A 13,696-nucleotide genomic window follows, 5' to 3' on the forward strand; every position below is an offset into this window, starting at 1 on the left:
CTCCGCCAGCATTTGGGCGCCGTCTGGGGTGCTTGGGGTCAGACGAGTGACGGCATGACGCCACGGTTCCACCGGCCGAGCCAGAACGCGGCGGCTGAGGGCTGATCCTGGCCTTCGGTGGAGCCGTCGTGCAGGAGGTACTCGGTCGGGGCCACGTAGCCCTCACCGGGGGCGAGGCGTATTCGGATGATGCGGATGGGCCGGCCGCTGGCCACGTAGGTGCGGTAGTCGTCCGTGTGCGGGTATCGCTGGGTGTGGTCGTCGGGGTGGACGGCCCGGCAGACCGTTTGCGCGTCGATCGCGCCGAGGATGAGGTACCGGCTACCGGGGCCGAGGTTGAGGGCGATCCTGCGGCGCCCGGTGTGCTTGGCGGCGTACGGGAGCTTGTCCCAGTTGTCGAGGTGCAGCCCGATCAGTCGGCCGTCCTGGTAGTTGTCGGTGGTCGTGATCGTGTCGGGCTTGGCGAGGGCCTGGCCGAGGTAGACCGCGTCCGCGCCGCCGAGAGGGAGCGTGAGGTCTTCGAGCGGGAGCCCTTCCCGGTACGGGGGCCGGACGATCTCCACCAGCGTGCTGTCCCGGGGCCTGCGCGGAGCCGTGACAGCCTTGATGTCCGTCTCGGTCATGGGACGCCACTGCCCGGCCGGGACGACCGCACCGGGCTCGTAGGCAGTCTCCTCGGGGCGGGCGGTGCGGACGGTGGCAATTTCGCAGCGGGCGCGGAGCGCGGACGGGTCGCCGTAGGCGATGTGCAGGGGCACGGGGTCCTCCCGGGTCAGTCGTCCCCGATGGTGATGTCGAGTTCGTCCACGAGGGCCTCTGCGAGGTCGGACTGCTGGCCTGGGTCGATGCGGACCTTGGCGAGGTTCGCGACGCCGCGGATTGCCGACAGATCGTTCTCGCGGAGGTCGGTGTTGCGGTAGCGGCCCGTGTCGAATTCGGTGAGCCGGAGCGTGCAGTCGGTGAACACGGCATCGGACAGGTCGCAGTCGGTGAACGTTGCCTCGGTCAGGACGCAGCCGATGAAGGCCACGGGTCCGGTGACGCGGACCTTCACGAAGGTGGCGAAGTCGACTTTGCAGCCTTCGAACAGGACGTCATCGAGCACCAGGCCGCTCAGGGTGGCGCCCATGAGCTTGCAGTCCCGGACGTGGACGCGGGTCAGCTTGCTCTCGGTCCAGCGCGCCGACCCGAGGTCGCTGCCGGTGATCTCCACGCCATGCAGGTTGACCGACTCGAACTCGGTCCGCTTGGCGTGGATGCCCGTGATCCGGCCGGTGACGAGCTGGGTGTCCGCGAGGTCGAGCGAGCGCAGGTCGGCGTCCCCGTACGCGAAGTCCTGGACGGTGCCGCGGGAGCTGTCGAGGCTGTCGACGTTGCTGAGGTAGAGGCCGGGCTCGTCCAGCTCCGGCAGGGTGATGGTGGCGTGGCCGAAGGTGCGGGTGGCCATGGTGCTCCTTGTCGTCGGGGCGGCCTCGCGCTGCCGGCGGGCCGCCCCTGTGTCGGTTGCTGCTACTTGTTCTTCCAGTTGTCCCAGCTGGGCCGGTTGTCGAAGGTGGCCGTGGGGTTGTCCCACGTCGGCCGGTTGTCGAACGCGGCGAGAGGCTCGCCGTGCTCGGCCTGCGGGGTGGGCGGGTTGCTCCGGGTGGCGTTGGCTCCGGCGTTCTCCCATCGGGCGACCGCCGCGGTGCCGGCGGCCTCGAGGAGGGACTCGAAGCCCTCCGCCGAGTCCATCACGAGCGTGGTGGCGTCAGTGGGCGTGTGCACGGACATGTCGTGTGACTCCTTCGAGTAGGGCGATCTTGGCGGTGGTGCAGTACCGGGTCCTGGTGCCGTCGAACCGGCCGTCGTGCTCGAAGTACCGGTTCGCGGCGTGGCCGCCCCCGCAGAAGGCGAAGGCCGGGCAGGTGGTGCGGCAGGCGTCCACGCCCTGCCAGAACTCGGTGATCCAGGGGGTGCGTTCCTCCGCCTCGGCGACGAGGATGTCCAGGCCGTCCTTGAGCACGTTGCCGGTGGTGAAGTCGCCGAATCGGGCGTCGGTGAAACCGGCCAGCTCGGGAGAGAGCATGACCACCCCGCCGTCGTAGGCGATGGTGGGCATCGGATCCCAGGGCGCGGAGGTGGGCGTGGGCGCCGTGTTGTGGCCGCCGAGAACGGCGCTGGCGAAGTTCAGGACCCGCTGGACCTCCCGCAGCCTGATGATCGGGTTGGCCCGCCAGGCGTCCGCGAGGGCGGCCCAGAACTCCGTCGCGCGTACGGGATCGGCGTCCTTGGCCCCGCGGTTGACACCTTCCTCCTCTTCGACGTTGACGCCGAGGGTGGTCACGCCCAGCTCGGCGAAGAAGTCGTAGAAGCGGGCCGCGTCCTCGGGGGCCGGGTCGGAGACAACCGCGATGGCGGAGAACGGAATGCCGTGGCGGCGCAGGCGCTCGATGCCCCGCATCGTGACACGGAATCCGGGGTGGCCGGCGAGGGTGACGCGGCGGGTGTTCATGTCCTCGGGGCCGTCGATACTGACGCCGACGTGGACCTGGTGCCCCAGCAGGAACGCGCACCACGCGTCATCCACCAGAGCCGCGTTCGTCTGCACGCTGTGCTTGACGCCCTCGAAGGGGGACATGAGCGCGGCCAGGTGCTTGCGGCCGGCGGCCAGCGGCTCCCCTCCGTGCCACACGACCTCGAAGGCCGGATCGTCGGCAGCCCACTCGTTGACCGGCTTGGCAACCGCTTCCGCGACTTCGACCGGCATCAGGTGGTTCATCTTCCGGAACGGCAGGTAGCAGTACGTGCAGTCCATGGGCAGGCACTTCGTCGTCGGCTGCATGATCACAGACCGGGGCCTGTCCGCGAGCCGTAATGCAGGGTGCATCGTGCTCCTCTCGATCGGGTTCGAGTGGTGCGCCCACCCGGGAGGGCGGGGTCAGCGGGCGTCGGCTTGGCGCAGTGCCTGGGGGTCGGCGACGACCCATTCCACGCCACCGCCCTCGGGGCGCAGGAACACCGCTTCGGATATGACGCGCCTGGTGCGGGGGTCTTCCCACTCGCCGACGAACTGCACAACCGCTTCGCATCCCCTGGCCGGGTCGTAGATCCGGGCGCCTTCGTGGAGCCAGGAAGGGCAGCTGCTCACGATGGCCCGCCCTCTCCTGCACCCCGCAGGAATCGCTCCATGCCTCGCTCGGCGCGGGCCCGCAGGGAAGGGCTGGGGTCAGGGCGGTCGGGGGTGTCGTCCCACGGCGCGTATTCGGGCTCCTGCTGCAGCGCGCCGCCCGGGTTCCGGTGGGGAAGCGGGGCGGGCGCGTCGTCGGCGGGCATGAGGGTGTCGAGTGTGGCGTTCCAGCCGTCTTCGCCTCCGCCCTCGGGGCACAGGCGGTAGACCGTGGTGCCGGTGTCTGCCGGGATGTCTATGACCACACCCGTACGGGAGGTGGCGGTGTCGTAGGCGAGATCGCCGCGCAAAGGCCAGCGCGGGTCAGGGTCATCCGCTTGATGTCGTACGCGGTCATGGTCAGTGCGACGCGCAGAGGTCATGCAGCGGAACGTATTCAGTCGACTACCGGCGAATATGAATCCGTGGAATACCCGCAGATCAGTCCAGCGAAAAGCGTCCGGTCATGCCGCGCAGACGCTGACGGGTCGCGACCCGCTCGGCATAGATGATCTTCCTCAAGGTTGCCCGCGCGACGGGGTGATTGCGGACCAGCTGCGGAGCGATCCGTTCGGCGGTCTCCAGCTCTGTCAGGGCCTGGTCGCGGTTTCCGTCCCACAGCCACGCGCGGGCGAGGTCCATGTGGTGGTGCCCGAGGCGGGAGTTCGGCAGGACCGCGATGTGCGCGGGGTCCGCCTCCCGGTTGAGGCGCAGGGCCTTCGTCTGGTCGCTCATCTCCAGGGCGGCGCTGACGCTGTGGATGATGACGTTGCCGAGGCTGAAAGTGACCGAGTGCCGGTCGTGGATCTCGGGCCCGACGTAGGCGTTGACCCGCTCGCCGGCCGTACGGGCCAGGGCCAGGCGTTCATCCGATCCGGCCGCGTTCCCGCCCCGTGCGTACGAGATCGCGGCCCGCAGGTGCAGGGCGCCCCACATGCGCAGGGCCAGCGGATCCCCGGCTTCGTACTCCGTCTCGATACCGGTGAGTGCCTTGTCGCCGAGGGCGAGAGCGTCGTTCCAGTCGGCGGAGGCCCATGTGTCCCACATCCGCATCCACAACGCCATCGCGGGCATCACTGGGTCGCCGGACAGCTGTGCCGACCAGGTGGCCCGTTCGCAGGCCATCGCGACAAGCTCGGGGTGCCCGAGGGCGTGGGCGGCGGTGTGGGCGAACTTGCAGGCCACCGCGTAGATCGCGAAGGCCTCTTCACGCTCGTGGCCGGCGGACACCTCGGCAAGCGCGCGGGTCTCCCGCAGCATGTCCGGCAGCTCGCTCAGCACGGCCCCGTTCGCCGCCGCGTCGCGCAGCCGCAGAAGGCGCTTCATGTCGTGCCACAGCAGGGCGGACGGGCGCGGGGTGCCGTCGAAGACCGGGGCCAGGTCGTAGCGGCGCAGCTCTCGCAGGATGGAGGCTGCGGACACCTGCCATTTGGTCTCGGCGCCGCCCCCTGTGTACGGACGCTCGATCAGGGTGTTCGGGTGGCAGTGCAGGGCGGCGGCCACCGCGTTGATCAGCCCGGCCCGGTCCAGCTCGATCCGGCCCTTCTCCAGCTTGGACACCCAGCCCTGGGTCCGGCCCAGTGCGGCAGCGAGGTCGGCCTGCGCCATCCCGAGAGAGAGCCGCTGCCGCCGGACCCGCTGCCCGATCCGCTCTTGTTCCTCGATGTACCCGCTCACACCCGCCACCCCGATCCGCGACCACACTTCTGACGCGAAGGTACCGCCGCGACGAGGCGAGAGGCGCCCTTTGGGCAACAGATCCCACACAGCGAGAAATCGAGCGGTACGGACAGGGACGTGCGATCAGCCGCGGGCAGGGCAGCGTTGTTCGGAGCCCGCGGGCGGCCGCCGGGCGAGCGTGGGTAGCCCGCCCGGCGGCCGAGTTCAGCCGGCCTGACCGTGATCGTCCACGTGCGAGCCGGGATCTTTCGGGGCCACGTGCTTGGCGACGGCTCGCCGGAACCGTGTGATCTTTGGAGCCCAGTAGGCGGTGGTGATCTCCGCCGTGCGCTTGATCAGGGGCGGACCGATGACCGCTGCGGCGACACCAACCGCGGTGGATTCTGCCGGGTTTGACGCCAGGACGTCAGATACCGCTGTCACGATGAACTGCACTGCTACTCCACGTAATCATGCGGACGCGGGCCCGCACAGGAGTCAGGCCGCCAACGCCCATGAATGGGAACGGGCTTGGGAGTGCAAAAGCGCATCGGGGCCGCGCGGGACGTTCGGCGTGGCCAGCTTGAGGATCCCGCAGGGTGACGATGGCAAGCGCCGGAAGCACGGAGTGCCCCAGTCAGTGCGGAACCGTAGCCGTACCTCGACAATGCGCCAAAGGACAGCGCCGTATGCCTCGATCTCGTCGAGGAGTTGCGCCGCGTTCAGGTCCGATGGCACATCGCGCGCACCCCACAAGCCCATGAGGCTTCGGGCTACCGCCGCAGCTCTGGAGTAACTGCTCGAGAACAGCAGGGAGTGGGTGCGGGTCTGCGGCGCCGCGGCGGGTGGTTCGGGGCTTTTGGTACTGATGGTCCAGCTGTGGGCGCGCAGGTCCCGGACACGGCGGTCGACAAGCTCGGGGGCCGGGAAGCGTCCCGCATGGAGTTCGCCCCGAAGGGCCATCAGCGCGGAGTGCTGCACCCAAGCCTTACCGGCGCTGGTCGGTACAGCGCGGACGGCCCGCCCCGTGTCCTTCTCCCAGTACAGGGCGCTGGCCGCGATGAAGGCGGACCTGCCGGTCCCGGTGCCGCTGTACAGCACGGACTCCCGGCGAACAGCTGACTCCGCTACAGCCCACGAGGCAGGAGGAGTTGCAGCCGGACGATCGTCCCGCGCCCTCTGACTCTCCCCGAGGCTCATGAGGTCAGGATAGTCACACCCTGGGCTTCGCCAGCACGCCGCTCACAAGTCCCGCCTCTCGCCGACAGTATGTTGGTAGTGACGGGTCACGTCGAGCGTGCTGACCCCCTCACCGCGGAGGCCCCTCGCGGACGCCCAACCCGAACACCGGGTGGGCCGGTTCCCCGACATCGTCGAGGGACGGGGCCTACCTGACATGCGGCTGCCGTCCCGGAATCGGACAGCAGACCTTGCAGATCCAGAAATACTCACGGCGCGGAGTAACGCGCATCCTGTGGCTGAAGACGGTCAAAGACTCTGGCCACCTTCCTACTCGGGCGGAACTGACCGCCGGCACCGACCTGACGAACGCGGTCGCTGCGATCGACGGATGGTCGCTGTCGAACCAGGCGATCGAGACCCCTGACCTGGGGTCCACGTTCGAGTCGAAGATCCCTGGCGTGGACCAGGCTGATGACTCGTCCCTCGGCTTCTACGAGGACAAGGTCGCTGACGAGATCGAGCAGCTGCTCACGAAGGACTCCACTGGCTGGGTGGTCTTCCTCCGCAAGGGTGACGTGCCTGCCTCCCGGTCGATGGACGTCTTCCCGGTCCGCATTGGCTCCCGCTCCCCGCAGTACAGCGTGGACAACGAGGCCGCGAAAATGACTGTGGCCTTCTCGATCACGGAGAAGCCGCTCCAGGACGCGCCTGTACCGCCCGCCGCGCCGAAGCCGTAACCGCCCGCCTTCCCTTTCCCGGCCGGGCGGCGCCCTTCGCCCGGCCGGGACCTCCCCCACCACGGAGCTCCCGATGACCAGCACCACCCCCACCGAACCGACGACCTCGCCGGCCACCAGCCGAGATGATCACTGGGCGCGCAAGCTCGCCCGGCTCCGAGCCCGGCAGCTGCCCGAGCAGCTCCTTCAGCTCTGTGACGACATGGCGGCCAAGCAGCGCCTGGATCGGGCGAAGCTGGACGTGGCCCGGCTTCGGATGGCTGACGCGGAGACTGGCGGCGAGCAGAAGGAGCTGGAGGCGGCGGAGGCCGAGCTCGTCGCCGCGCAGGAGGCTTTCGACGAGGTGTCGGTCACGCTCTCCTTCCGGGCGCTGCCCCGGCCGGCACTGGATGGGCTGATACGACAGCACCCGCCGACGGAGGACCAGGCCGAGGACGGCGACGCCTGGAACCCGACGAGCTTCCCGGCCGCGCTGGTCTCCGAGGCTCATGTCGAGCGTGATGACGACGGACAGGAGGTCGACGGCATGACCGTGCAGGAGGCGCAGGACCTCTTGGACGGCTGGCCGGTCGCGGAGTCCAACAGCCTGTTCGCGGCAGCGTGGCAGGCGCAGCAGATCAATCGTGCGACGGCCGGTGAGGTGGGAAAAGGCTGATCGCTGACGAGCGGCTGCGCGCGGAGCTAGAGCTGTGCGACCGGTACCGCATCCCGCACTCGTTCTTCGTCGGGGCGGGGGACGGCCGGTGGTCGGAGTCGGACCGGGTCAAGGCCTTGGCGTTCGAGGCGTACCGGCGCAGCGTGTGCGAGCAGTGCGGGACACGGGCCGCCGAGTGGGACGAGGAGCACGGTGGGGACAGGTTCGCCTACGTCACGACGACGGTCCGGTGCGTGGGCTGTGAGCTGATCGCGACCGAGCAGCAGACCGTGCCCGAAGGTCCGGACGGGTACGGCGTCCGGATCGGTCTGGTTCCGCGCAGGGCCTGGGAGGCGCAGCAGGCCGCACGCTGACGCCCGTACGCTGATCTTCAACAGCGTGCGGGCTTCGGCCGGCGCGTACCGCGTGGGGCGGTAGGGGCGCATCCGAAGGGGCGCGGGGAGATAGGGCACCGGACAGGTGTCGTCCTACACGCTCAGCGTGCAGATGCGCGCTGACGCCGCGAACCTGCTCTCCAGCATCCGAGGCGCCTCCGGCGCCTTGCGTTCCCTCGGCCGCGATGTCGACGCTGTCCACCGCATCCTCGGTCGCGTCGGCTCTGGCGCTTCCGGGCTGCGCGGCATCGCTGCCGATTCCGACGCCGCGCGCCGAGGTCTGCGGCAGGTCGCTTCCGACGGCGATGCCTCGATGCGGCAGCTGCGACAGGGCCTGATCGGCGCCCGGCAGGAAGCCCACCACCTTCGCAACATCGTCGTCGGCGGCGGCATCGTCTCCGGCCTCGCGGAGATAGCCAAAGAGGGCAACGAGTATCAACGCGCCATCCAGAAGTGGGGTGCGGTCACAGGAGCGTCCGGCCAAGAGATGGTGATGGCCGGGGCCAAGGCCCGCGAGCTCGGCTCCGATCTCACCATCCCCGGCACGTCGGCGACGAAGGCCGCAGACGCGATGCTGGAGCTTGCCAAGGCCGGCCAGAGCGCAACCTCTTCCATCGCGAACGGGCGCGCCGCCATGCAACTGGCCGCTGCCGACAACCTGTCCGCCGCAGACGCCGCAAAGTACCTCGGCGACGTCATGGATCAATTCGGGCTCAGCTCGAACCATGCGGGGCGCGCAGCCGACGTCCTCGCATCCGGCGCGAACGCGGCGTCCGGTGGCCTGAAGGACATCTACTACGCGATGTCCTACACCGGGCCCGTCGCTGCTCAGCTCGGTGTGTCCATCGAGGACACCGCGACAGCCGTCGCCATGCTGGCCCGTTCCGGCATCCTCGGCTCCAAAGCAGGAACGTCCCTTCGCGGCATCTTCACCAACCTGGCCGCCCCGACGAAGCGGATGAAGCAGGGCCTGGCCGAGCTGGGCATCGAAGCCTGGGACACGCAGGGGAACTTCAAGGGCCTGCGCGAGGTCGTCGAAGGATTCGAGAAGGCGGGGCACCGGCTCAGCGACAAGGACTTCGCCGCAGCGATGTCGAAGGTCGTCGGCAAGCCTGCGCTTCAGGGCGCTTTGGCGCTGGCGCATCAGGGCACTGAAGCATTCGACCAGATGCGGACCGCGATCGGCCGCACCGGGGCCGCCGGTGAAATCGCCGAATCCCAGACCAAGGGGCTCGCCGGTGCGGTCACCCAGCTGAAGAGCCAGTGGAAGACCACAGGCCAGGTCCTCTACACCTCTGCTGCGCCCGGCCTGGAGAAGGTCACCCGCCTGCTCACGGCCGGGCTCGGCGCGGCAACGCCTGCGCTCGCTGGCGGGCTGGACTACCTGCACGACCTCTACACGCTGGCGAAGCCGTCGGCATCGGCTGCCATCGCGGAGGGCTTCGACGCGATCCGGGATGCCGCCGGAGGTCTGGGCGGACCGCTGAAGGACCTCGCCTTCGATGCGCTCGCGTCCGCGATCAACGTGGTGGTCAACGCTGGCCGTGCTGGGCTGGACATCCTCGAGAACCTGGGCGATGGCCTGGCGCCCATCGCGGAGGCCCTGGCCGAGGTCACAGGTGAGGCCGGGGCCGGGGCGACCGCGCTGAACATCGTCACCACCGCCCTGAACCTGGCAAGCGCCGGGGCATCGGGTCTCTCCCAGGTCCTGGGGCCGATCGGCCAGGGCGTGGCCTGGCTGGTGCAGGCGTTCGGTGCGCTGCCCGGCCCGGTGCAGACCGCGATCATCGCCATGCTGATGGCCAACCGGGTCGCCCCCGTCATGAGCCGCCTGGCCGGCACCGTGTCCGGTCCGGTCGTCGGCGCCTACCGGTCGTGGGGCGACCAGATGCGTGTGCAGTCGGCCTTGGCCGAGCGGCAGGGCCAGTCCGTCAGCCGTATCGGTCAGCACCTGGCCGTGCTCCAGACGCGTGTGCCGATCATCGGGCAGATGAGCGCGGCGTTCCGTGCGGCGGAGGGCCCGGCTCAGGGTCTTGCCCGGTCGATCGGTGTCGGTCTCGGTGGTGCGGCCCGCGGGCTGATGGGCGCGTTGGGCGGGCCGTGGGGTGTCGCCATCGCGGCGGCTGGCGTGGGTCTGTCGATGCTGGCCTCCCATCAGCAGAAGGCCGCGCAGGCGGCTGCCGAACACCGGTCGCGGATCAGCAGCCTGTCGCAGGCGCTGCGGGAGTCGAACGGGGCGATCAACGACAACGTGCGCTCCGTTGCCGCGCAGGCCGTCATGGAAGCCAAGGTCCTCGACGGCAAGGCGCGGCTCGTCGACGTCATGGGGAAAGCCGGTGTTTCGGCCAGGGAGCTCACGGATGCCTACCTCGGCCAGGACGGCGGGCTGGACGCCCTTCAGAACCGGCTGCGGGAAACGGCGGGCACACATCGCGAGTTCGTCAGTCAGGGGCGCGTCGGGAAGTGGCAGTTCACCGAGCTGGGCAAGACGTACGACGGGGCGGCGCGAGCCCTTGGGTCGGTCAAGGGCGAGATGTCGCAGGCCGTGACGGACGCGAAGAACCTGGCGGACGCCCAGGCGTCGGGCGCGAAGTCGGCGGCCGACTCGGTGGGCCCGTTCGGGAAGTTCTCCGACGCGATGCGGCGGCTGTCCGACACCACCGCTGACGCCGACTCGCGGGCGCGGGCGCTGCACGACGCGCTGAACATCCTGGCCGGCGGATCGGTGAACCTGTCTGCGGCCGAAGCACGGCTGAACCGTTCCGTGTTGGACGCCAGCGAGGCCCTGAAGGCGGGGGTGGACCACGCGGAGGGGTACGGCAAGGTCCTGCTGAACATGGACGGGTCGCTGTCGACGGTAACCCGCAACGGCCAGAAGCTGTACGACCTCCTTCAGGGGCTGTCCACGAGCAGTGCGGACGCCGCGCTCGCCGCCTACCAGTTCGCCGAGGCCAACGGGAAGTCGGTGCCGGAGGCGCTGGAGGCTGCGCAGAAGCAGATGGCCACCGCGCGGGAGTCGGCGATCTCCACGGCGCAGGGCTTCGGCATGACCGCCGAGCAGGCCGCGAACCTGGCCGACAAGGCGGGCCTGGTTCCCGAGAAGGTGAGCATCCTCCTTCAGACCGCCGGCATGGATGCGTCGATGGCCGAGCTGATGGCGGTCCAGCAGGCGCTGAAGGCGACGCCGGACAAGAAGACCGTCACCATCTCCACCCTGTCGAACGAAGCGCGCGCCGAGCTGGAGAAGCTGGGCTTCAAGATCGCCGACATGAAGGACCGGACGGTGCAGGTCACCGCACCGACCGATCTGGCACGCGCAGACCTGGACGCCCTGATCGCGAAAATCAGCGCGACCCCGGGCTCCAAGCACGTCCAGACCACTGCGGGTACGTCCGAGACGATCGCCAGCCTGGAAGCCGTCAAGAGCGCCATCGGCAGCGTCCCCGGCTCGAAATACGTCACCGTGGCCGCGCCGACCGACGGTGCCCGCCAGCAGCTCACCGATCTCGGATTCAAGATCACCGAGATTCCGGGCTCGAAGAACGTGAACGTCTCCGTTCCCACCGGCACGGCCACCGGCAATATCAGCGCGATTCAGGGTGCGATCAACTCGCTCACCGGCCGGACGGTGACGGTCACCACCGTCCACAACAGCATCTGGACGACTTCCGGTTCGCGGGGGCCGGGCCCCTGGTCGGATGGCTATCGCTTCGAGGCGGACGGCGGGGTCGTGTCGTACTACGCCGAGGGCGGTGTCCGATCGGAGCAGCACGTTGCGCAGATCGCCCCGGCCGGATCGTGGCGGGTGTGGGCGGAGCCGGAGACGCAGGGCGAGGCCTACATTCCGCTCGCCGGCAGCAAGCGGACCCGGTCGAAGGCGATCCTCGGAGAGGTGGCGCGCCGCTTCGGCGGGGAGATCAGCTACTTCGCGGGCGGCGGCCTGTCGGACTGGAGCTACCAGCCGTCGCCGTCGCCGAGCTGGGGCAGCGGCTCAGGCCTGCGGTCGAAGTCCATGCGGAAGGACAAGAAGGGCAACGAGACCTTCGACCTGGCCCTGTTCGAGAAGAACCTGCGGGAGTCCGCGGCGAAGACGGAGCGGTGGCGCGCCGACCTGTCCACGATCGCTTCCCGTGCCGGCCAGGACGTGGCCGATGCCCTGGAGGAGATGGGCGAGGACGGTATCGAGCTCACCGGGAAGATGGCGAAGGGCTCGACCAAGTACATCAACGAGATGGCGGAGCAGCTGAAGAAACTGTCCGGGGCCGCCCGGGTGTCCCTGGCCGACTACGCCCGCCAGCTCGGTAACGCGGTCAAGAACGCCGACGCCTTCCAGTCGAACCTGTCCAAGCTCGCCGCCGCCGGGTACGGCTCGCTCGCCGCCCGCCTGGCCGAGCAGGGTGATGAGCCTGCTGAGAAGCTGGCCGAGCAGGCGGTCAAGGACCCGAAGAAGGCCGCCGAGGCGGAGAAGGCGTCTCGGGCCGCCGACAAGGCATTGTCCGGGGATCAGCTCACCGACCTGGTGAAGATCATCTCCGCTCTGTCCACCGGGCGGGGCATCCACTACGTCGCCGAGTCCACGGGGATTGAGGAAGACCGGCTGATTGAGGTCGCCAACCTGGCCTCGTCCCAGCTGCGCGGGGTCGGTTCGCGGGCCGAGCGGTTCTTGGCCGACCTCGCGCGGGCAAACCGTGGCTTGTCCTACGCCAACGGCGGCATCTGGGAGCCGGGGATCTTCAACGGGTCGGGCCGTGGCCTGATCAAATTCGCCGAGGGCGAGACGGTCGCAGAATCGTTCATCCCGCACGCGGCGTCGAAGCGGAGCCGGGCTACGGACGTGCTGGCCGAGACGGCGGGACGCTTCGGATTCGGCCTGACGCCGCAGCGTCTGGTGGATGCGGGCGCGGGCCGGCCGCAGGTCGTGGTGGTGCAGCAGGCCCCGGCGATCGGCACGCAGACCATCCACGTGTCGAAGGCGGCTGCGACCGCCAGCGACATCGCGGCCTCGGTGGCGTATCAACTTCGCCGCGCGAAGAGGGGCGGCCTGCGATGAGCGCCGCCTTGAAGGACTTCCAGGTCGAGCTGGGTGGCGTCGTCCTCGGCCATGACACGTCCATCCCGATCGCGGAGGTGGAGGGCCTGGGCAGGGCCCCGGTGCGCGGAGAGCTGGTCTCCCGGCCGGGCTCGGATGGGTTTTGGGCCGGTTCGGACTGGTACGACGCCCGGACGGTCCGTATCGACTGCGCGATCAAGACGCCCGGGGACCCGGCGGCGGCCCGGCAGATCCTCGCTGACCTCCAGGAGGCGGCCGACGCTGCGGCGGTTCGGACTGCTCCGGGGGCGACGATGCCGCTGCGGATCAAGTGGCCGGGGAGCCCCACGCGCGTCCTGTTTGGTCGACTGCGGCGCCTTGAACCGTCCTGGGAGCAGGCTGCTTTCGGGTGGGTTCCGTTGGACGTGGAGTTCGCGGCCGATCCGCGGTTCTACGGGGACACGGTGTCGTCGCTGACGCTGTCGCTGTCCTCCCGTGGTCTGGGCGGTCTCAAGGCGCCGCTGGTGGCTCCGCTGAACACCGGCACGTCCGTGCCGAACGAGCGGCGCGGCATGGTCCGCAACGACGGCGACATGCCGGCGTGGCCGACCATCCGCATCACCGGGCCGGTGATCAGTCCGCGGATCTACATGCCGAAGACCGGCGCGCTGCTGGAGCTGGCCGTGTCGCTGGCAACGGGCGAGCGGATCGACATCGAGACCCGGCCGGGCACCCGGTGGGCGCTCCGTAACGGCAGCGAGAACGTCGCCACCTCGCTGTCGGGGGCTTCCCGACTCGACGGGTTTCAGATCCCTCCGGGCTCCACCGAGCTGTGGTGGACCGCCCGCGGCTACTCCTCTGCCTCCCGCCTGTCCGTGACCTGGCGCAGCGCGCACATCGCTCTCTAACTGCAAG

Annotated in this window: 14 protein-coding genes; 5 read left to right on the forward strand and 9 right to left on the reverse strand. The window is 69.5% G+C overall.

Annotated elements, in window-relative coordinates:
- Positions 1–38: 38 nt before the first annotated feature.
- The 9 genes from ACTVZO_RS14035 to ACTVZO_RS14075 all read right to left on the reverse strand — a co-directional run bounded on the left by ACTVZO_RS14035 (position 39) and on the right by ACTVZO_RS14075 (position 5,905).
- A complete protein-coding gene (locus ACTVZO_RS14035; protein ID WP_443298704.1) occupies positions 39–758 on the reverse strand; it encodes a hypothetical protein in 720 nt (239 codons plus the stop codon).
- A gap of 14 nt (positions 759–772) precedes the next feature.
- Positions 773–1,447 (reverse strand): pentapeptide repeat-containing protein, encoded by a 675-nt coding sequence (locus tag ACTVZO_RS14040; protein WP_443298705.1) that lies wholly within the window; start codon positions 1,445–1,447, stop codon positions 773–775.
- Between the two features lie 62 nt (positions 1,448–1,509).
- Positions 1,510–1,770, reverse strand: coding sequence for a multiple cyclophane-containing RiPP AmcA (amcA, locus tag ACTVZO_RS14045; RefSeq protein WP_443298706.1), 261 nt, complete (start codon positions 1,768–1,770; stop codon positions 1,510–1,512).
- Complete coding sequence (amcB, locus tag ACTVZO_RS14050; protein ID WP_443298707.1) at positions 1,748–2,821, reverse strand: cyclophane-forming radical SAM peptide maturase AmcB; 1,074 nt, start codon at positions 2,819–2,821, stop codon at positions 1,748–1,750. Before amcB ends, amcA begins: the two co-directional genes overlap by 23 nt.
- Before the next feature lie 96 nt (positions 2,822–2,917).
- The gene (locus ACTVZO_RS14055; protein WP_443298708.1) at positions 2,918–3,127 is read right to left on the reverse strand and encodes a hypothetical protein; all 210 of its coding nucleotides are present in this window, start codon (positions 3,125–3,127) and stop codon (positions 2,918–2,920) included.
- Positions 3,124–3,528, reverse strand: a complete 405-nt coding sequence (locus tag ACTVZO_RS14060) for a hypothetical protein (protein ID WP_443298709.1) — start codon at positions 3,526–3,528, stop codon at positions 3,124–3,126. The genes ACTVZO_RS14055 and ACTVZO_RS14060 overlap by 4 nt, the downstream gene beginning before the upstream one ends.
- A gap of 58 nt (positions 3,529–3,586) precedes the next feature.
- The gene (locus ACTVZO_RS14065; RefSeq protein WP_443298710.1) at positions 3,587–4,822 is read right to left on the reverse strand and encodes a helix-turn-helix domain-containing protein; all 1,236 of its coding nucleotides are present in this window, start codon (positions 4,820–4,822) and stop codon (positions 3,587–3,589) included.
- Positions 4,823–5,029: 207 nt separating this feature from the next.
- Positions 5,030–5,260, reverse strand: coding sequence for a hypothetical protein (locus ACTVZO_RS14070; RefSeq protein ID WP_443298711.1), 231 nt, complete (start codon positions 5,258–5,260; stop codon positions 5,030–5,032).
- Positions 5,261–5,302: 42 nt separating this feature from the next.
- A complete protein-coding gene (locus ACTVZO_RS14075; protein WP_443298712.1) occupies positions 5,303–5,905 on the reverse strand; it encodes a hypothetical protein in 603 nt (200 codons plus the stop codon).
- A 329-nt stretch (positions 5,906–6,234) separates the two neighbouring features.
- Here ACTVZO_RS14075 and ACTVZO_RS14080 point away from each other — a divergent pair, with 329 nt between their 5' ends.
- The 5 genes from ACTVZO_RS14080 (at position 6,235) to ACTVZO_RS14100 (ending at position 13,689) form a co-directional block, all read left to right on the forward strand.
- Positions 6,235–6,723, forward strand: a complete 489-nt coding sequence (locus tag ACTVZO_RS14080; RefSeq protein ID WP_443298713.1) for a phage tail tube protein — start codon at positions 6,235–6,237, stop codon at positions 6,721–6,723.
- Positions 6,724–6,796: 73 nt separating this feature from the next.
- Positions 6,797–7,378: a hypothetical protein gene (locus ACTVZO_RS14085; protein WP_443298714.1), complete on the forward strand. Its 582-nt coding sequence runs from the start codon at positions 6,797–6,799 to the stop codon at positions 7,376–7,378.
- A 116-nt stretch (positions 7,379–7,494) separates the two neighbouring features.
- Positions 7,495–7,731 (forward strand): hypothetical protein, encoded by a 237-nt coding sequence (locus ACTVZO_RS14090; RefSeq protein ID WP_443298715.1) that lies wholly within the window; start codon positions 7,495–7,497, stop codon positions 7,729–7,731.
- A 106-nt stretch (positions 7,732–7,837) separates the two neighbouring features.
- Positions 7,838–12,802 (forward strand): phage tail tape measure protein, encoded by a 4,965-nt coding sequence (locus ACTVZO_RS14095; protein ID WP_443298716.1) that lies wholly within the window; start codon positions 7,838–7,840, stop codon positions 12,800–12,802.
- Entirely contained in the window at positions 12,799–13,689 is an 891-nt protein-coding gene (locus tag ACTVZO_RS14100) for a hypothetical protein (RefSeq protein ID WP_443298717.1), read from the forward strand. Before ACTVZO_RS14095 ends, ACTVZO_RS14100 begins: the two co-directional genes overlap by 4 nt.
- Positions 13,690–13,696: the final 7 nt, after the last annotated feature.

It is taken from the genome of Streptomyces sp. IBSNAI002 (genome assembly GCF_052244475.1).
GTDB lineage: Bacteria > Actinomycetota > Actinomycetes > Streptomycetales > Streptomycetaceae > Streptomyces.